Genomic DNA, 19,351 nt, shown 5'->3' with positions numbered 1-19,351 from the left:
TTAGCCATTAATTTGGCTAGCGCTGATCGGATCCAAGAGCCTTTAAAAATCAAGGCTCTGTGGATCCAACCCGCCCAAGCGTCAACGAGCCGTGATTTTCCAGGCGCGGTGGATCTTGGTGTTACGCGCAAAATCCGGATCGATGGTCTGCGCGCTAATTTCCTCGACCGCGTAACGTTCGGCCAGGTTCTCCTCCAGCTGGAACTTGCGGAAGTTGTTGGAGAAATACAGCACGCCACCCGGGGCCAGACGTGCCATGGCCAGGTCGATCAACTGCACCTGATCACGCTGCACGTCGAAGATGCCTTCCATGCGCTTGGAGTTGGAGAAGGTCGGCGGGTCGATGAAGATCAGGTCGTACTCGTCGCGGCTGCTTTCCAGCCACGCCATCACGTCGCCCTGCTCCAGACGGTTCTTGTCGGAGAAACCGTTCAGCGACAGGTTGCGCCGCGCCCAGTCGAGGTAAGTCTTCGACAGGTCGACGCTGGTGGTGCTGCGGGCACCGCCCTTGGCCGCATGCACACTGGCGGTCGCGGTGTAGCAGAACAGATTGAGGAAGCGCTTGCCGGCGGCCTCTTTCTGAATGCGCATACGCATTGGCCGGTGATCGAGGAACAGCCCGGTGTCGAGGTAGTCGGTGAGGTTCACCAGCAGCTTGACGCCGCCTTCGCTGACCTCATTGAACTTGCCCTGCGCCGCCTGACGCTCATATTGCTTGGTGCCGCTCTGCCGCTCGCGGCGCTTGACCACCACGCGGCTCTTGTCGACGTTCAGCGCCTGCGGGATCGCCGCCAGGGCATCGAACATGCGCGCCGAGGCCTTTTCCGGATCGATCGACTTCGGCGCGGCGTATTCCTGCACGTGCACCCAGTCGTGGTACAGGTCGATGGCCATGGCGTATTCCGGCATGTCGGCATCGTAGACGCGGTAGCAGTCGATGCCTTCGCGCTTGACCCACTTGCTCATCGCCTTGAGGTTTTTCTGCAGGCGGTTGGCAAACATCTGCCCGCCTTCGCTCAGGCGCGGCTGCTCGACCACTGGCGCCGGGGCTGGCGTCGGTTTGATCGGGTTGCCGTTCTTGTTGAACTTGCGCTCTTGCGGCTCGTTCGGGGTCTGATCGTAGGCTGCTTGCTCGCGCTCGGCCTGACGCTGTTCCGGAGTCCGCCGCTCGCCGGTGACGAACTGGTCCGGCAGCACCTTGATCAGCAACAGTTTGCACGGCAGCGCGCCGTTCCAGAACGAATACTGTTTGTGGCTGCGAATGCCCATGCGCTTGCCCAGATCCGGGGCGCCGGTGAATACCGCCGCTTCCCAGTTCAGGCAGGCCTGTCGCAGGCGCTCGCCGAGGTTCTGGTAGAGATAGAGCAGGCTGGCTTCGTCACCCAGACGCTCGCCATACGGCGGGTTGCAGATCACCAGACCTTTCTGGTTCTGGTCCGGACGCGGCTCGAAGGTCGCGACTTCGCCCTGATAGATCTTGATCCACTCGCTCAGACCGGCGCGTTCGACGTTATTGCGGCCCGGCTGAATCAGCCGCGGGTCGGCTTCGTAACCGCGAATCCACAGCGGCGGCTTGGCCAGGCCGGCAGCGGCGCGTTCGACCGCTTCTTCATGGAGTTTTTTCCACAGCGCCGGAACGTGGCCGAGCCAGGCGGTAAAGCCCCACTGCTCGCGGCGCAGGTTCGGCGCCATGTCGGCGGCGATCATCCCGGCTTCGACGAGGAACGTACCGACACCGCACATCGGGTCAGCCAGCGCGCCGCCTTCGGCCGCAATGCGCGGCCAGCCGGAACGGATCAGGATCGCTGCCGCGAGGTTTTCCTTCAGCGGCGCCGCGCCCTGCTGCAGGCGGTAGCCACGCTGGTGCAGGCTGTGGCCGGAAAGGTCGAGGGACAGGATCGCTTCGCCGCGATCCAGGCGCAGGTGAATGCGCAGATCCGGGTTGAGCTTGTCGATCGACGGACGGTCGCCTTGCGGGGTACGCAGTTTGTCGACGATGGCGTCTTTGACTTTCAGCGCACCGAAGTGGGTGTTGTCGATGCCCGAGCCGTGGCCACTGAATTCGACGGCCAGGGTGCCGTCGGCGAGCATGTGATCCTGCCACTCGACGTCAAGCACGCCGTGGTACAGATCTTCGGCGTCTTTCATCGGGAAGCGCTTGAGCACCAGCAACACCCGGTTGGCCAGACGCGACCACAGGCACAGGCGATAAGCGGTTTCCATGGTCGCCATGCCACGCACGGCGGAGGTGTGCTCGCGGGCGTCTTCAAGGCCAAGCCCGACGGCTTCCTCGATGAGCAGGCCTTCAAGGCCTTTGGGGCAAGTGAGGAAGAGTTCGAAACGGTCGGACATGGTATTTCCAGAGCCTTTGGCTAGTGAACCGGCAACGCATTGCCGATCCGGTTTTCAATCAGGCGCTTTTCTAAAAGAGCGCCCGCGTGGCACGAAGGTGTGCCGTTCCATCCCCGCTGCTCGGGTTAAAAGAGCTTAGATGCAAGGACAGGTATTAAAGTTGATGAAACAAAATGACTCAAAGCAACCCTTCGTCGAATATTACCCCAGCGTAAACGTGGGTCATTCTCACTAAAGGATTAACCCCATCATCCAGTGCGGGGCCGATCATACCGGGGTTTGCTGAAAAAACGTTCATGAAACCGGTCGTTACTTATGGCTGTAGCACTATTTTCGTTACGTCCTTATGACAAAACGATCATTCCCTCGGTGTGACTCATTGGTTAGAACTGACCACAGGTTGACGTCGCAACGGCGTCAACACCTTGGCTCGCCACGCCGGCAGCGAGCCGCCCAACGGCAGAGTTTTTTCTGCCAGACCTCGGTTGAGGTCAACGCGACGAAAACAGTCAACAAGTGAGGGAAACACCCTATGAGAAGACTTAAGCGTGATCCGTTGGAAAGAGCATTTTTGCGCGGATATCAATATGGCGTTGGTGGCAAATCCCGCGAGCTTTGCCCATTTACTCTACCGTCGGTACGCCAAGCCTGGATCAACGGCTGGCGAGAAGGACGCGGCGACAACTGGGACGGTATGACCGGCACTGCGGGAATCCACAGACTCAACGAACTTCACGCCGTCGGCTGACACAGGGCACTTATTGCAACACGACAATCTGAATTTTTAGCGACTTACCATGCACGTCCTTCCCGGACGGCGGGCTACGGCCCAGGGGCTCCTTCGAGGAGCCCTTTTTTATGCCCGCAAATCATTTGAACTGCACACATAACCTGTGGGAGCGGGCTTGCTCGCGAAAGCGTCGTGTCAGCCACCGCAAATGTTGACTGAAACAGCGCTTTCGCGAGCAAGCCCGCTCCCACAATCGGATCAGCGCAAGGCGGCGATCGCGTCCACCGATTCACGAATCAGCGCCGGGCCCTTATAGATGAAGCCCGAGTAAATCTGCACCAGGCTCGCACCCGCGGTGATCTTCTCCGCCGCATGCTTGCCTTCGGTGATGCCACCGGCCGCGATGATCGGCAACCGACCACCCAGCTCAGCCGCCAACACCTTCACGGTATGCGTGCTCTTGTCACGCACCGGAGCGCCGGACAGACCACCCGCCTCGTCACCGTGCTCCATGCCTTCGACGCCGACGCGACTCAGGGTGGTGTTGGTGGCGATCACTGCGTCCATTCCGGTTTCGATCAGTGCCTGAGCCACCTGCGCCGTTTCTTCGTCGGTCATGTCCGGAGCGATCTTGATCGCCAGCGGTACGTGCTTGCCGTGGCGCAGGGCCAGTTCGGCGCGGCGCGTGGCCAGATCCGCCAGCAACTGCTTGAGCGAATCACCGAACTGCAGACTGCGCAGGCCCGGGGTGTTCGGCGAGCTGACGTTGACCGTGACATAGCTGGCGTGGGCATACACCTTGTCCAGGCAAATCAGATAGTCGTCCACCGCGCGCTCGACCGGAGTGTCGAAGTTCTTGCCGATGTTGATCCCCAGCACGCCCTTGTATTTGGCCGCCGCGACCCGCGCCAGCAGGTTATCCACACCGAGGTTGTTGAAGCCCATGCGATTGATGATCGCCTCGGCTTCCGGCAGACGGAAGATCCGTGGTTTCGGGTTGCCCGGCTGCGGACGCGGGGTCACGGTGCCGATTTCGACGAAACCGAAACCCAGTTGCGAGAAACCGTCGATGGCCGCGCCGTTCTTGTCCAGACCGGCCGCCAGACCCACCGGGTTCGGGAAGTCCAGGCCCATGACCGTCACCGGCACATTCGCCGGCTTCTTGCACAGCATGCCGTTGAGGCCCAAACGCCCACCCGCGCCGATCAGATCCAGCGACAGATCGTGGGAGGTTTCCGGGGAAAGTTTGAACAACAGCTGACGGGCCAGGGTGTACATGGGCGGCGATGACTCGGGCGGCGAAAAGAGGCGGCGATTATAGCCGGGCAACGTCCCCCGGCGCGAGGCACACAGGTAAATCAGCCTGACTGGCATATGCCTTGCACTTTCAGGGTATCAGCCCACAGGCCAATGGCGGCGTGCGGGCACGGACAATGGCGTCGTTCGCAGGTTATGCCTTAGCAAAGCCTGGGACGGCGTTTTTTTTGAGGGTGGCTTTATATGAGTGATTCGTCCGTCGGGCCGTTGGCCTGGGTCAACGGCAGTGATGCCCCGGAAAAAAGCGCGATCAACCTCGGTTTCATGGCCCTGAGCGATTGCGCCTCGGTGGTCGTGGCCGCAACACAGGGCTTTGCCCAGCCCTACGGCCTGACGATCAACCTCAAGCGCCAGGCGTCCTGGGCGACCTTGCGCGACAAACTGGTCAGCGGCGAACTGGATGTGGCCCACAGCCTGTACGGGCTGATTTACGCGGTGCACCTGGGCATCGGTGGCGTGGCGCCGAGCGACATGGCGGTGCTGATGGGCCTGAACCAGAACGGCCAGAGCCTCAACCTGTCTCACGGTTTGCAGCAACTGGGCGTGACCAGTCCTGAAGCGCTGGATCGGCAAGCGCACCAAACCCGCGCAAAACTGACCTTCGCCCAGACCTTTCCCACCGGCACCCATGCGATGTGGCTGTATTACTGGCTGGCGAGTCAGGGCATTCATCCGTTGCAGGACGTCGACAGCGTGGTGGTGCCGCCGCCGCAAATGGTCGCTCACCTGCAAGCCGGGCGCATCGATGGCTTCTGCGTCGGTGAACCGTGGGCGGCCGCCGCCGTGCAGCAGGATCTGGGGTTCACCCTCGCTACCAGCCAGAGCATCTGGCCTGACCACCCGGAAAAAGTCCTCGGTTGCACCCGCGCGTTCGTCGAGCATTATCCCAACACCGCACGGGCGCTGGTGATGGCGATCCTCGAGGCCAGCCGTTTCATCGAGCAAAACCCGGAAAACCGTCGCAGCACCGCGCAGTTGCTGAGCGCCCCGGAGTATCTCAACGCTCCGCTGTCCTGCATCGAGCCGCGTTTTCTCGGTGATTACGCCGATGGCCTCGGCAATCGCTGGCAGGACCCGCACGCCTTGCGCTTTCACGGCAACGGCGAGGTGAATCTGCCGTACCTGTCCGACGGCATGTGGTTCATGACCCAATTCCGCCGCTGGGGCCTGTTGCGCGAGGATCCCGACTACCTCGCGGTGGCCCGCCAGGTTCAGCAATTGGATATCTATCGCGAAGCGGCCACCGCCGTCGGTGTAGCGGCCTGGGGCAAGGAGATGCGCAGCAGCCAGTTGCTCGATGGCAAAGTCTGGGACGGCAGCGATCCGGCTGGTTACGCCCGCAGTTTCAAGCTGCACGCTCTGAGCGACAGCGCTGCCCTTCTCGCCCGCCGCTGACAGGAGACCGCCAACATGCTGCGCATTCTGCTGATCAACGACACCGCGAAAAAAGTCGGGCGCCTGAAGGCCGCGCTGACCGAGGCCGGTTTCGAGGTCATCGATGAGTCCGGTCTGACCATCGACCTGCCGGCCCGCGTCGAAACAGTGCGCCCGGACGTGATCCTGATCGATACCGAGTCACCGAGCCGCGATGTCATGGAGCAAGTGGTGCTGGTCAGCCGCGACCAGCCCCGGCCGATCGTGATGTTCACCGACGAACATGACCCGGGGGTGATGCGTCAGGCGATCAAGTCCGGGGTCAGTGCCTACATCGTCGAGGGCATCCACGCCCAGCGCCTGCAGCCGATTCTCGATGTGGCCATGGCGCGCTTCGAAAGCGATCAGGCCTTGCGCGCGCAACTGCTGGCCCGCGACCAGCAATTGGCCGAGCGCAAACGCATCGAACTGGCCAAAGGGCTGCTGATGAAAATGAAGGACTGCAACGAAGAAGAGGCCTACACCCTGATGCGCCGACAGGCCATGAGTCGCCAGCAGAAGCTGATTCAGGTGGCGGAGCAGATCATTGCCATGAGTGAGTTGCTTGGCTGAAAACCTGCGCTGGCTTTCCCGGCCCCTTCGCGAGCAAGCCCGCTCCCACATTTGGAACGCATTCCCCTGTGAAGCAGGTCGGGATTCCACTTTGAAATGCATTCCCTGTGGGAGCGGGCTTGCTCGCGAAGGCCGCGACGCCGTTTCACTCATTGGCACAAATCTGGCTAAGTATTCCGCACAGGTAACCAACGGCGGTTGCCCCACCCACGACAAAGACGTCGCTCTCCCCGCTCGCCCACATCGGCGAACCAGGTAGCGGCGTTTTTGCGTTTTGGCCCCACAGCCCGGGGCCGGTGGTGCGGCCGTGGCGGCGCGCCACCTGCTGTGACTCCTTTCGAGATTCTTTTCAGCTGAGGTGCGCGATGAATTCAAGCTTCTGGAAATCCGGCCACACCCCGACCCTGTTCGCAGCGTTCCTGTATTTCGACCTGAGCTTCATGGTCTGGTACCTGCTCGGCCCGTTGGCGGTGCAGATCGCCGCCGACCTGCACCTGACTACGCAACAACGTGGTCTGGTGGTGGCGACGCCGATTCTGGCGGGCGCGGTGCTGCGCTTTGTGATGGGCATGCTGGCCGATCGTCTGTCGCCGAAAACCGCTGGCCTGATCGGTCAGGTGATCGTGATCTGCGCGTTGTTCGGCGCGTGGAAACTCGGCATCCACAGTTACGAACAGGCGCTGATCCTGGGACTGTTCCTCGGCATGGCCGGTGCTTCGTTTGCCGTCGCACTGCCACTGGCGTCGCAGTGGTATCCGCCGCAGCATCAGGGCAAGGCCATGGGCATCGCTGGCGCCGGGAACTCCGGCACCGTGTTTGCCGCACTGATTGCCCCGGTACTGGCTGCGGCGTTCGGCTGGAGCAACGTGTTCGGTTTTGCCCTGATTCCATTGATCCTGACGCTTGTGCTGTTCGCCTGGCTGGCAAAAAACGCCCCGCAGCGGCCCAAGGCCAAAGCCATGGCCGACTACTTCAAGGCCCTCGGCGACCGCGACAGTTGGTGGTTCATGTTTTTCTACAGCGTGACCTTCGGCGGCTTCATCGGCCTGGCCAGCGCCCTGCCCGGCTACTTCAACGACCAATACGGCCTGAGTCCTGTCACGGCGGGTTACTACACCGCTGCCTGCGTGTTCGGTGGCAGCCTGATGCGTCCGCTGGGTGGCGCGTTGGCAGATCGCTTCGGTGGCATCCGCACCTTGTTGGCGATGTACACCGTGGCGGCAATCTGCATCGCCGCTGTCGGTTTCAACCTGCCCAGCTCCTACGCCGCACTGGCACTGTTCGTCTGCACCATGCTCGGTCTCGGTGCCGGCAACGGCGCGGTGTTCCAGTTGGTGCCGCAACGTTTTCGCCTGGAGATCGGCGTGATGACCGGGCTGATCGGCATGGCCGGTGGCATCGGCGGCTTTGCCCTGGCGGCCGGCATGGGCGCGATCAAGCAAAGCACCGGCAGCTATCAACTGGCGCTGTGGTTGTTCGCCAGCCTCGGCGTGTTGGCGTGGTTCGGTCTGCACGGGGTCAAGCGTCGCTGGAGAACCACCTGGGGTTCGGCCGCAGTGACCGCTGCGCGGGTCTGAAGCCTCCATGCCCCTGCAACTGAGCTTTGCCCAGGCCAGCGCCACCGGCCCGCGCGCGGAAAATCAGGACGCCCTGCGCCTGGTGACGCCCGCCCCGGCGCTGGCCGCCAGCAAAGGCTATCTGGTCGCCATCGCCGACGGTGTCAGCCAATGCGCCGACGGCGGCCTGGCCGCACGCTCGACCCTGCAAGCACTGGCGCTGGACTACTACGCCACGCCGCAAACCTGGAGCGTGGCGCAGGCGCTGGATCGCCTGCTGCTCGCACAAAATCGCTGGTTACAGGCCAATGGCGGCGGGCAACCGTTGCTGACCACGGTCAGCGCGCTGGTTCTGCGCGGTCGGCGTTTCACCCTGGCCCACGTCGGCGATTGCCGGGTCTATCGCTGGCAGGCTGACGGTTTGCAGCGGATCTCGCAGGATCATGTCTGGGAGCAGCCGGGCATGCAGCACGTGCTCAAACGCGCGCTGGGGCTGGATCAGCATCTGGTGCTGGATTTTCTCGACGGTGAATTACGCGAGGGCGAATGTTTCGTGCTGCTCAGCGATGGCGTGTGGTCGTCTCTGGGCGATACCGCAATCGCGGCGATTCTGCGCGATCAGCCGGATCTCGATAGCGCCGCACACACGTTGGTCAACGCTGCGCATCTGGCCGGCAGTCAGGATAATGCCAGTGCGCTGCTGGTACGGGTCGATGCGCTCGGCGAAGCGAACATCGGCGATGCGCTGATTCACTTACAGCAATGGCCGCTACCGCCAGCGCTGAAAACCGGGCAGATGTTCGAAGGCTGGCAGGTGCAGGGCGTTGTCGCTCAGAGCCAGCAATCGCTGCTGTATCGAGTGCTGGATGGCCAAGCTCGGGGCTGGTTGTTGAAAACCCTGCCGGCGCGGCTGGCCGATGATCCTCAGGCCGGGCAAGCCTTGCTGTCGGAAGAATGGTTCCTCAAGCGTGTCGCCGGGCGGCATTTTCCTGAAATCCATGCCGGCACTCAGCGTCAGCATTTGTACTACGTGATGCGCGAATATTCCGGGATGACTCTGGCGCAGCTGTTTCAACACAGCAACCCGTTGCCGTTGGCGCAGTGGCAGGAGATTGCCGAGCGCTTGCTGCGGGCGGTAGGCCTGCTGCATCGGCGGCAGATTCTGCACCGCGACATCAAGCCGGAAAACCTGCATCTGGGTGACGATGGCGAGTTACGCCTGCTGGATTTCGGTCTGGCGTACTGCCCCGGTCTGTCCGCTGACGCACCGTCAACGCTGCCGGGAACGCCCAGCTTCATCGCCCCGGAAGCCTTTCGCGGCGAGCCACCGAGTGCGCAACAGGATCTGTACGCGGTGGGCGTGACCCTGTTTTTCCTGCTGACCGGGCATTTTCCCTATGGCGAGGTCGAAGCGTTCCAGCGGCCGCGATTTGGCCTACCGGTGAGTGCCGGTCGCTACCGCCCGGACGTGCCGGAATGGATTGCGCAGAGTCTGGAGCGTGGCGTGGCGGCGGATCCGCAACAGCGCTTTGAAACGGCTGAGGAATGGTTGCTGGTGCTGGAACAAGGTGAGCGGCGCAGTTTGAGTGTGCGACCCAGGCCTTTGCTGGAGCGTGAGCCGTTGACGGTCTGGCGGACGGTAGCATTGCTGGCTTTGCTGGGGAATCTGGTGCTGCTGGTGGTGTTGTTTCATCGTTGATACCGCTTCGCGCCCTTCGCGAGCAAGCCCGCTCCCACAGGGGATTTGTGAACGACTCGGTTCCACTGTGGGAGCGGGCTTGCTCGCGAAGGCGTCCGTCCAATCACTACAAATCCTTCTGTTTGAACGCTCCACGAATGGGCAGCCCGCTTCGATAAGGTGCAAAAAACCTTGATAAACGCTGACTAAACGCAATAAACCCGCCACCCCCACACTTGGCACAACCACTGCATTACCCGTTTCACCATACATAAAGCCCAGCCTTCAACGACGAAGGCCGGGCTTCCCGAGAGAACGGGACCAGGACAAAGGCGTCCTCGCTAGGCAACTAGCGGGACGCCTTTTTTTGTTTGCGCAACATTTGTCGAGCACGGCCTGACTGCCCACAAGAGGCCAGCCACCGCTCCCCGGAGAACCTGATGAAAAAACTCAAACTGGTGATGATCGGCAATGGCATGGCCGGGGTTCGCACCCTGGAAGAACTGCTCAAGCTGAGCAACGAGCTGTACGACATCACGGTCTTCGGCGCCGAACCGCACACCAACTACAACCGCATCCTGCTGTCGCCGGTGTTGGCCGGTGAACAGACCTTCGAAGAGATCGTGCTCAACGACCTCGACTGGTACCTGGAAAACCACATCAAGTTGCTGCTCAACCGCAAGGTGGTGCAGATCGACCGAGTCAAACGCCGGGTGATCGCCGAGGACGGCACCGAGGCTGAGTATGATCGCCTGCTGATCGCCACCGGTTCGACACCGTTCATCCTGCCGATCCCCGGCAACGACTTGCAGGGTGTGATCGGTTACCGCGACATCGCCGACACCCAGGCGATGATCGACACCGCCAAAACCCACAAGCACGCGGTGGTCATCGGCGGCGGCCTGCTCGGCCTCGAAGCCGCCAACGGCCTGATGCTGCGCGGCATGCACGTCACCGTGGTGCACATCGGCGAATGGCTGCTGGAGCGACAGCTGGACAAGACCAGCGGCCAACTGCTGCAAACGGCGCTCGAAGCCCGTGGCCTGCACTTTCGTCTGTGCGAGCAGACCCAAGCCCTGCACGACGCAGGCAACGGCCGGGTCGGCTCGGTGCAATTCAAGAACGGCGAGATCATCCCCGCCGATCTGGTGGTGATGGCCGCCGGCATCCGCCCCAATACCGAACTGGCGGAACGCGCCGGCATCCCCTGCAATCGCGGGATTCTGGTCAACGACACCCTGCAAACCTACGATCCGCGCATCTATGCCATCGGCGAGTGCGCCAGCCATCGCGGCATCGCCTATGGCCTGGTGGCGCCGCTGTTCGAACAGGCCAAGGTCTGCGCCAATCACCTCGCACAACTGGGTTTCGCCCGCTATCAGGGCTCGGTGACCTCGACCAAATTGAAAGTCACCGGCATCGACCTGTTTTCCGCCGGTGATTTCATGGGCGGCGAAGGCACCGAAACCATCACCCTCTCCGATCCGATCGGCGGCGTGTACAAAAAACTGGTGATCAAGGATGACGTGCTGGTCGGCGCCTGTCTGTACGGCGATACGGCAGATGGCGGTTGGTATTTCCGGCAGATTCGTGAGAATCACGCCATCGGCGAGATCCGCGATCACCTGATGTTTGGTGAAAATTCTATCGGCGACGTAGGACATCAGGGCCAGGACAAAGCCATGAGCATGGCCGACACTGCCGAAGTCTGCGGCTGCAACGGCGTGTGCAAAGGCACCATCGTCAAGGCGATTCAGGAACACGGCCTGTTCAGCGTCGATGACGTGAAGAAGCACACCAAGGCTGCCAGTTCCTGCGGCTCCTGCGCCGGGCTGGTCGAGCAGATCCTGATCAACACCGTCGGCGGCGCGGCGGACGTCAAACCGAAAAGCGAAAAAGCCATCTGCGGTTGCAGCGACCTCAACCACGGGCAGATCCGCCAGGCGATCCGCGAACAGCATCTGCTGACCATCGCCGGCACCATGAGCTACCTCAACTGGCGCACCCCGAACGGCTGTGCCACCTGCCGGCCGGCGCTGAACTACTACCTGATTTCCACCTGGCCCGGCGAAGCCAGGGACGATCCGCAATCGCGCCTGATCAACGAACGCGCCCACGCCAACATTCAGAAGGACGGCACCTATTCGGTGGTGCCACGGATGTGGGGCGGCGTGACCAATCCCTCGGAATTGCGCCGGATTGCCGACGTGGCCGACAAGTACAACGTACCGATGGTCAAGGTCACCGGCGGTCAGCGCATCGACCTGCTGGGGATCAAGAAGCAGGACTTGCCGGGCGTCTGGAAAGACCTCGACATGCCGTCCGGCCACGCCTACGGCAAATCCATCCGCACCGTGAAAACCTGCGTCGGCAGCGAGTTCTGCCGCTTCGGCACGCAGAACTCGACACAACTGGGCATTGAGCTTGAGCACGACCTGTTCAACATGTGGTCGCCGCACAAGGTGAAACTCGCTGTCTCCGGATGCCCACGCAACTGCTCGGAAGCGGGGATCAAGGACGTAGGAATCATCGGTGTCGACTCCGGCTGGGAGATGTACATCGGCGGCAACGGCGGGATCAAGACCGAAGTCGCCGAGTTCTTCGTCAAGCTGAAAACCGCCGAGGAAGTTCGTGAATACAACGGCGCGTTCCTGCAGCTGTATCGCGAAGAAGCCTTTTACCTCGAACGCACCGTGCACTACCTGCAACGGGTCGGTATGGAGCACATCAAGCAAGCCGTGCTCGAAAACCCGGAACGCCGCAAGGCCCTGAACGAGCGTCTGCAGTTCTCCCTGTCATTCGAGCAGGACCCGTGGAAAGAGCGTCTGGCGCAGCCGCAACTGAAGAAAGAATTCGAGGTGATCCCCGTGAAAAACCTGGAGGTGCCGGCATGAATTGGCTCGATATCTGTGCCCTGGAAGAGATCAATGCCCTCGGTTCGCGGATCATTGCCGGGCCGAAAGGCGACATCGCGATTTTTCGTACAAGCGACGACGAAGTTTTCGCCCTCGACGATCGCTGCCCGCACAAGGGCGGGCCGTTGTCACAGGGTTTGATCTACGGCAAACGTGTGGCGTGCCCGCTGCACAACTGGCAGATCGACCTGCAAACCGGTGAAGCCCAGGCGCCGGACATCGGCTGCGCGCACCATCATCCGGCCCGGGTCGAAAACGGCCGCGTGCAGTTGGCACTGCGGGATGCGGTCTGATGAACCGCCAGACGACCGCCTCGACCTGCTGCTACTGCGGCGTCGGTTGCGGCGTGCTGATCGAGCATGACGGCGAGCGCATTCTCGGCGTCAGCGGCGATCCGGCGCACCCGGCCAACTTCGGCAAATTGTGCAGCAAAGGCTCGACCCTGCACCTGACCGGCGATCTGGCCGCCCGGGCGCTATACCCGGAGCTGCGTCTGGGCAAAGGCCTGGCGCGCAGCCGTTGCGACTGGAATACGGCGCTGGATCACGCGACCCAGGTCTTTGCCGAGACCATCGCCGAACACGGCCCGGACAGCGTGGCGTTTTACATCTCCGGACAGTTGCTGACCGAGGACTATTACGCCTTCAACAAATTGGCGCGAGCACTGGTCGGCACCAACAACATCGACAGCAATTCCCGACTGTGCATGTCGTCAGCGGTGGTCGGTTACAAGCGCAGCCTCGGCGCCGATGCGCCGCCGTGCAGCTATGAAGATCTGGAGCTCAGCGATTGCGTGATGATCGCCGGCAGTAACATGGCCTACGCCCACCCGGTTCTTTTCCGACGCCTTGAAGAGGCAAAATCGCGCCGACCGCAGATGAAGGTCATCGTCATCGATCCCCGACGCACCGACACCTGTGAGTTGGCGGACCTGCATCTGGCGATTTTGCCCGGCACCGATGTCGCTCTGTTCCATGGGATTTTGCATCTGCTGCTGTGGGAAGACTGGATCGACCGCGACTTCATCAAGGCGCACACCGACGGTTTGCCTGAACTGAAAAATCGGGTGCGCGATTACACCCCGCAAATGGTCGCGCAACTGTGCGGGATCAGTGTCGAGCAATTGCAGCAGTGCGCGGAATGGGTGGGCACGGCGCCAAGTTTCCTGTCGCTTTGGTGCATGGGCCTGAATCAGTCCACCGCTGGCAGCGCGAAAAACAGCGCGCTGATCAATCTGCACCTGGCCACCGGGCAAATCGGCCGCCCGGGTGCGGGACCTTTCTCGCTGACCGGTCAGCCAAATGCCATGGGCGGGCGGGAAACCGGCAGCCTGTCCAATTTGCTGCCCGGTCACCGGGAGGCAGCCAACCCCGAACACCGCGCCGAAGTGGCAGCCTATTGGGGCGTCGATCAACTGCCTGAAAACATTGGACTGAGCGCCATCGAGCTGTTCGAGCGGATGCGCAGCGGCCAGATCAAGGCGCTGTGGATTGCCTGCACCAACCCCGCACAGTCCATGCCCGATCAACACGCGGTTCGCGAGGCGCTGCAGGCCTGCCCGTTCGTGGTGTTGCAAGAAGCCTTCCGCACCACCGAAACCGCCGCCTTCGCCGACCTGTTGTTACCCGCTGCCAGTTGGGGCGAAAAGGAAGGCTCGGTGACCAACTCCGAACGGCGCATTTCCCACGTGCGCCAGGCCATTCTCCCACCCGGTGAAGCGCGGCCCGACTGGGCGATCACCGTGGATTTCGCACGAAGGCTGGAGCAACGTCTGCGTCCGCAACAACCAAGCCTGTTTGCTTTCGAGCATCCGGCGCAGTTGTTCGACGAATACAAACAGCTGACCCGTGGACGCGATCTGGACCTGTCGGGCATCAGCCATCAATTGATCGATGAACTGGGACCGCAGCAGTGGCCCTTCCCCACCGGCGCCGGACAAGGCACCGCGCGTTTGTATGGCGACGGGATTTTTCCCACGGCCAACGGTCGTGCGCAGTTTGTTGCCGATCCTTATCGCGCGGCCAAAGAACAACGCGATGCACGGTTTCCGCTGACCCTGATCACCGGCCGTCTGCGCGATCAATGGCACGGCATGAGCCGCACCGGCACCGCAGCGCAATTGTTCGGGCATGTCAGCGAAGCGCTGTTGAGCCTGCATCCGGACGAAATGCGCCGTCATCGTTTGCAGCCGGGAGATCTGGTCAATCTGAAGAGTCGACGCGGTGCGGTGATTGTGGCCGTCGGCAGCGATGACGGCATACGTCCGGGCCAGGCCTTTTTGCCGATGCACTGGGGCGAGCGCTTTCTCAAGGGCGGAGTAAACAGCCTGACCCTGGCGGCCTTCGACCCGCTGTCGAAGCAGCCCGAACTCAAGCACAGCGGCGTGCGTCTGGAACCGGTGAATCTGCCATGGCAGCTCTTCGCATTAATAGAGGGCGATGTTCAACGGCATTTCGAGACACTACGACCCCTGTGTGAGGCGTTTTCCTACGTCAGCCTCAGCCTTGCCGGACGTGAACGGCCCGCGCTGCTGATACGCGCTGCCAGCGCCACGGCGCCGGAGCCGCAACTGCTGCGCGATATCGATCAGTGTCTGGCGCTGCTCGACGGGCCGGTACTGGCCTACGACGACGCGCGTCGCGCCATCGGCAAACGGGTACGCATCGAAAACGGCCGCATCACCGCGATCCGCTTGGCCGGCGAAACCCTGGCCCAGCATTGGCTGCAGGGGCTATGGCTGGAGGGCCGCGCCGATGAACAACTGCGACGCTGGCTGCTGGCGCCGATGAGTGCGCCGCCGGGCAGTGCCAGTTTGCAGGCCAATCCGGGAAAAACCCTATGCAACTGCCAAAACGTCAGCCACCGCGCGGTGTGCGCCGGGATTCGCCAGGGTCTCGATCTGCAAGGACTCAAACAACAACTGGGATGCGGCACGCAATGCGGTTCGTGCGTCCCGGAAATCAAACGATTGCTGGCGGCCGATCTGCAGCCGGTATCCAGCTGATAAGGAAAACACCATGAATGCAAAAGTCTGGCTGGTGGGTGCAGGTCCCGGTGATCCCGAACTGCTGACGCTCAAAGCGGTGCGCGCATTGCGTGAAGCGCAGGTGGTGTTGATTGACGATCTGGTCAATGCCGCGGTGCTGGAGCATTGCCCCACCGCGCGAATCATTGCCGTGGGCAAACGCGGCGGCTGTCGCTCGACACCGCAGGCGTTCATCCATCGGCTGATGTTGCGTTATGCGCGCCAAGGCAACTGCGTGGTGCGGCTCAAGGGCGGTGACCCGTGCATTTTCGGTCGTGGCGGCGAAGAGGCGCAGTGGTTACGCGAACGTGGGATTGAGGTCGAGTTGGTCAACGGTATTACCGCCGGACTCGCCGGCGCGACGCAATGCGATATTCCGCTGACGTTGCGCGGTGTGGCGCGCGGGGTGACGCTGGTGACCGCGCACACCCAGGACGACAGTCAATTGAACTGGCAGGCGTTGGCGCAGGGCGGGACGACACTGGTGATTTATATGGGGGTGGCCAAGCTTGGCGAGATTCGCGATCAGCTATTGGCCGGCGGGATGGCGGCAGATACGCCGGTGGCGATGATCGAGAATGCCTCTCTGCCAGAGCAGCGTGAGTGCCGCACTGATCTGATGAGCATGAGTGACGACGCCTGCCGGTTTGAGCTCAAGAGCCCGGCCATACTCGTCATCGGCGCAGTGGCTGCCATTGCAGAGCAAAGGATCGCAGTCTCCGGCAGCTCCCGCAAGGGAACTGTGTACGCCCTGTAAAGCCAAATCGCAGGCAAAGAAAAGCCCGGCTTGAGCCGGGCTTTTCTCGTAGCGGCAGCTAATTACTTAGCTTGAGCTTCAACCTGCGCTTCTACGCGACGGTTAACAGCACGGCCAGCTTCAGTTTTGTTGTCAGCAACTGGGCGGGATTCGCCGTAGCCGATCGACTGAACGCGGGACGACTCAACACCGTACTGCTGGGTCAGAACCTGCTTAACGGCGTTTGCACGACGCTCGGACAGTTTCTGGTTGTAAGCGTCAGGACCGACGGAGTCAGTGTGACCTTCAACAGTGGTGTGAGTAGCTGGGTACTGCTTCATGAAGTCAGCCAGGTTCTTGATGTCAGCGTAGCTGTTTGGCTTGACGACCGACTTGTCGAAGTCGAACTTCACGTCCAGCTCTACACGAACAACTTCAGCAACTGCTGGGCAGCCATCAGCGTCAACAGTTACGTTGGCTGGGGTGTCCGGGCACTTGTCAACGTTGTCGCAAACGCCATCGTTGTCGCTGTCGGAGCAGACTTCAGCCGGAGCTGGAACTGGAGCAGCAGCTGGCTTGCCGCCGCCACCGAAGTTCACACCCAGACCAACCGATGGAGCGTAGTCCCAACGGCCGTTGTCCAGTTTGTAGTCAGCTTCTACGCCAGCACGGGCGAAGAAGTTTTCAGCGAAGTAGTACTTAACGCCAGCGCCAGCAGTCAGGAAAGTCGACTGGTCGCGACCGGTGTGGCCGTCAGCAGCTACGTTGGTCAGGTTGCCGTGCTTAACACCACCTTCAACGTAAGGACGCAGAGCGTCGCCAGCGTTGTTGAAGTGGTACTGAGCGGTCAGACCGAAGTTGTCACCGCGCAGTTTCTGGCTACCGGTACCGTCGTTCGAACGGGTGTGGTTGTTACGATCCCAGCCGAAGTTGATCGAGACGTCGTCGGTCAGGAAGTAACCGATTTTGGCGCCTGGGTTGAAGCCGTCTTCGACATGATCAATGCTGTCGTTGTACTGCTTCTTGTAGTTGATCTCGCCTTCAACTGCGCCTTGGCCTTGTGCCAGTGCGCCGAACGAAGTAGCGGCAATAAGAGAACCAATGGCCAAGCCCAAGGTGTTTTTCAGTTTCATCCGTTAAATCCCCATCTGGTGATTGTGAAGCAGTCCCGCAAACCGGGGGACAACTCGGCGGCAAGTCTATCAGAACTTGCCTACACGTAAGAGATATTTGCGCTGAACTAAGTTTCAGCAATGCCTGCAAATTTCTCACGCAATTTGTCTAGAGCACGTTTGTACCGCATTTTTGTCGCACTCAAACCCATGTGCATGATGTCTGCGATCTCCTGAAACTCCAGCTCTGCGACAAATCGTAGCACCAGAATTTCACGGTCAATCGGGTTCACATACACCAGCCAGCGATCGAGTCCGCCCTTCTCCTCGGGTTTCGGCGCCTTTTCTTCCGACGCTTCTTCCAGCGGGTCCAGACTCAAGGCGTCCATCAAGCGACGCTTTCGCCGTTCCTTCCGATACTGCGTGATGCATTCGTTATACGTGATGCTGTAGAGCCAGGTTTTGAACTTCGATTTCCCCTCGAAGTTCTTCAGGCCGTACAACACCTTAAGCATCACTTCCTGACAGACATCGTCTGCGTCGCGATCGTTCCCAAGATATCTCGCACAAACGTTAAATAATGTTCGCTGGTAACGCCGCATCAGCTCTTCATAGGCGCGCGTCACGTGAAACAGCTCGGTATGCGAGCGCGCGACCAACTCCTCATCAGAGAGCTCACGGGGGTCATAGCGCGTGGATAGCGTTTGGGCTTTATTCAAAACAAGTCGTGCCGACAGTCAGGTCAATGTCCGCCGCACCCCTCTCAGGGCATTTTGCGGCGGCATACATTAGCAGGGTTTGCCGGGTTAGCGGCTACTCACATGCTGTTCCAGCAGGATCCGATTGGAGAGTGAGACTAGCTCACCCTCATCGGTCAGCAATGTGGTTTTAACCGTGCCGATCTCTTCGATCTGGCCTTCGACCTCGCCAACACGCACTTGTTGCCCAACCTGATACAACTCACGCACATAGATTCCCGCAAGAATCTGACCGGCAATTTCCCGGCTTCCCAAACCCATGGCCAGCGCAACGGCCAGACCAACGGTAATCAATACGATGACAATCACATGGTTCAGCAGGTCAGTCTTGACCTCGAGCTGGCTGATCGCGACCGAGATACTGATGATGATCACCAGCCCCTGGGCGATTCGGCCCAAACCCGAAGCGTAGTCCAGCCCTACGCCTTCTGCCGCTCCGCGCACCAGGCCGTTGGCCAATTGCGCGAGCAAAACACCCACCAGCAACACCAGCGCGGCGCCGAAAACCTTCGGCAAATACAACGCCAGCATGTCCAGCGTAGCTGAAACTCGCTCAAGTCCAAGGGACTCTGCTGCAGAAACCAGGAAAATCAGCAGAACGAACCAGTAAACAATCTTGCCGATCAAGGTCGAGATCGGCACTTGCAGGCCGGCCCGCGACATCAACTTGGTCAGACCGGTGCCGCCCATCAGGCGATCAAGGCCCAGTTTGGCGAGCAATTTGGACAGCAAGGTATCGAGCAGCTTGGCCACCACGAAACCCAACAGCAGCACCACCAGTGCGCCGAACAGGTTCGGGATGAAGTTGGCGACTTTGGTCCACAACGCAGTCATTGCAGTGACGAGGCTCTGAGTCCAGAGATCAAGTTCCATATTCAATCAGCCTTATCAGCAGTGCGTGCAGTAGTTTTACGAAGACGGGAAACCGGCGAGACGTGGGCCGATCCGTTATTCAGGGCGATCATCAGCGCGGGCAGCCAGCGGCCCAGCAGGCTGAACAGATCACCGGCGCCCACCTGGCGGTTGGCGGTTTTGAGTACGCGACCCAGGCATGCATCGTCGTCACGGCTGGACGGCGAGGCGTTGAGCATGTCGCGCAAAGACTGTTCAAACGGATCGTGCATACGCACCTCTCGTGATGTCTGTGAAAGACGCGGGCAAATTTGGTCGGGTCACATGTTGCATA

Annotated in this window: 15 protein-coding genes; 9 read left to right on the top strand and 6 right to left on the bottom strand. The window is 61.0% G+C overall.

The window, feature by feature from the left end; all coding sequences use genetic code 11:
• Positions 1 to 81: 81 nt before the first annotated feature.
• The gene (gene rlmKL / locus J1G18_RS26175) at positions 82 to 2,352 is read right to left on the bottom strand and encodes a bifunctional 23S rRNA (guanine(2069)-N(7))-methyltransferase RlmK/23S rRNA (guanine(2445)-N(2))-methyltransferase RlmL (protein ID WP_097087615.1); all 2,271 of its coding nucleotides are present in this window, start codon (positions 2,350 to 2,352) and stop codon (positions 82 to 84) included.
• 532 nt (positions 2,353 to 2,884) lie between these two features.
• On the opposite strand from rlmKL, the gene rmf reads away from it, so the two are divergent.
• Positions 2,885 to 3,100: a ribosome modulation factor gene (gene rmf, locus J1G18_RS26170; RefSeq protein WP_003223300.1), complete on the top strand. Its 216-nt coding sequence runs from the start codon at positions 2,885 to 2,887 to the stop codon at positions 3,098 to 3,100.
• A 240-nt stretch (positions 3,101 to 3,340) separates the two neighbouring features.
• On the opposite strand, the gene J1G18_RS26165 is transcribed toward rmf, so the two are convergent.
• Positions 3,341 to 4,360: a quinone-dependent dihydroorotate dehydrogenase gene (locus J1G18_RS26165; protein WP_064586767.1), complete on the bottom strand. Its 1,020-nt coding sequence runs from the start codon at positions 4,358 to 4,360 to the stop codon at positions 3,341 to 3,343.
• 222 nt (positions 4,361 to 4,582) lie between these two features.
• Here J1G18_RS26165 and J1G18_RS26160 point away from each other — a divergent pair, with 222 nt between their 5' ends.
• The 8 genes from J1G18_RS26160 to cobA all read left to right on the top strand — a co-directional run bounded on the left by J1G18_RS26160 (position 4,583) and on the right by cobA (position 16,316).
• The gene (locus tag J1G18_RS26160) at positions 4,583 to 5,794 is read left to right on the top strand and encodes a CmpA/NrtA family ABC transporter substrate-binding protein (RefSeq protein ID WP_223009204.1); all 1,212 of its coding nucleotides are present in this window, start codon (positions 4,583 to 4,585) and stop codon (positions 5,792 to 5,794) included.
• Between the two features lie 15 nt (positions 5,795 to 5,809).
• Complete coding sequence (locus tag J1G18_RS26155) at positions 5,810 to 6,385, top strand: ANTAR domain-containing response regulator (protein ID WP_027613283.1); 576 nt, start codon at positions 5,810 to 5,812, stop codon at positions 6,383 to 6,385.
• A gap of 365 nt (positions 6,386 to 6,750) precedes the next feature.
• Positions 6,751 to 7,962: a nitrate/nitrite transporter gene (locus J1G18_RS26150; RefSeq protein ID WP_027613284.1), complete on the top strand. Its 1,212-nt coding sequence runs from the start codon at positions 6,751 to 6,753 to the stop codon at positions 7,960 to 7,962.
• A gap of 7 nt (positions 7,963 to 7,969) precedes the next feature.
• On the top strand, positions 7,970 to 9,640 hold the full coding sequence (locus J1G18_RS26145; RefSeq protein ID WP_223009201.1) for a bifunctional protein-serine/threonine kinase/phosphatase: 1,671 nt from the start codon (positions 7,970 to 7,972) through the stop codon (positions 9,638 to 9,640).
• Positions 9,641 to 10,059: 419 nt separating this feature from the next.
• On the top strand, positions 10,060 to 12,513 hold the full coding sequence (gene nirB / locus J1G18_RS26140) for a nitrite reductase large subunit NirB (RefSeq protein ID WP_223009198.1): 2,454 nt from the start codon (positions 10,060 to 10,062) through the stop codon (positions 12,511 to 12,513).
• Positions 12,510 to 12,827 carry a nitrite reductase small subunit NirD gene (nirD, locus tag J1G18_RS26135; protein ID WP_027613287.1) on the top strand — a complete coding sequence of 106 codons (318 nt, stop codon included), beginning with the start codon at positions 12,510 to 12,512 and terminating at the stop codon, positions 12,825 to 12,827. Before nirB ends, nirD begins: the two co-directional genes overlap by 4 nt.
• Positions 12,827 to 15,538: a nitrate reductase gene (locus tag J1G18_RS26130; protein ID WP_223009195.1), complete on the top strand. Its 2,712-nt coding sequence runs from the start codon at positions 12,827 to 12,829 to the stop codon at positions 15,536 to 15,538. The genes nirD and J1G18_RS26130 overlap by 1 nt, the downstream gene beginning before the upstream one ends.
• A 13-nt stretch (positions 15,539 to 15,551) precedes the next feature.
• Complete coding sequence (gene cobA, locus J1G18_RS26125; protein WP_223009192.1) at positions 15,552 to 16,316, top strand: uroporphyrinogen-III C-methyltransferase; 765 nt, start codon at positions 15,552 to 15,554, stop codon at positions 16,314 to 16,316.
• Positions 16,317 to 16,378: 62 nt separating this feature from the next.
• Here the strand turns inward: cobA and J1G18_RS26120 are convergent, their stop codons facing one another.
• The 4 genes from J1G18_RS26120 to J1G18_RS26105 all read right to left on the bottom strand — a co-directional run bounded on the left by J1G18_RS26120 (position 16,379) and on the right by J1G18_RS26105 (position 19,289).
• Positions 16,379 to 17,428, bottom strand: a complete 1,050-nt coding sequence (locus J1G18_RS26120; RefSeq protein WP_027613290.1) for an OmpA family protein — start codon at positions 17,426 to 17,428, stop codon at positions 16,379 to 16,381.
• A gap of 107 nt (positions 17,429 to 17,535) precedes the next feature.
• Positions 17,536 to 18,126 carry an RNA polymerase sigma factor SigX gene (sigX, locus tag J1G18_RS26115; RefSeq protein WP_011333251.1) on the bottom strand — a complete coding sequence of 197 codons (591 nt, stop codon included), beginning with the start codon at positions 18,124 to 18,126 and terminating at the stop codon, positions 17,536 to 17,538.
• Positions 18,127 to 18,213: 87 nt separating this feature from the next.
• Positions 18,214 to 19,038, bottom strand: coding sequence for a mechanosensitive ion channel family protein (locus J1G18_RS26110; protein ID WP_007916401.1), 825 nt, complete (start codon positions 19,036 to 19,038; stop codon positions 18,214 to 18,216).
• A 2-nt stretch (positions 19,039 to 19,040) separates the two neighbouring features.
• Complete coding sequence (locus J1G18_RS26105) at positions 19,041 to 19,289, bottom strand: hypothetical protein (protein ID WP_003223293.1); 249 nt, start codon at positions 19,287 to 19,289, stop codon at positions 19,041 to 19,043.
• Positions 19,290 to 19,351: the final 62 nt, after the last annotated feature.

It is taken from the genome of Pseudomonas sp. MIS38 (genome assembly GCF_019891575.1).
GTDB classification, from domain to species: Bacteria; Pseudomonadota; Gammaproteobacteria; order Pseudomonadales; family Pseudomonadaceae; genus Aquipseudomonas; species Aquipseudomonas putida_A.
This window is presented reverse-complemented; position numbering and strand designations above follow the sequence as displayed.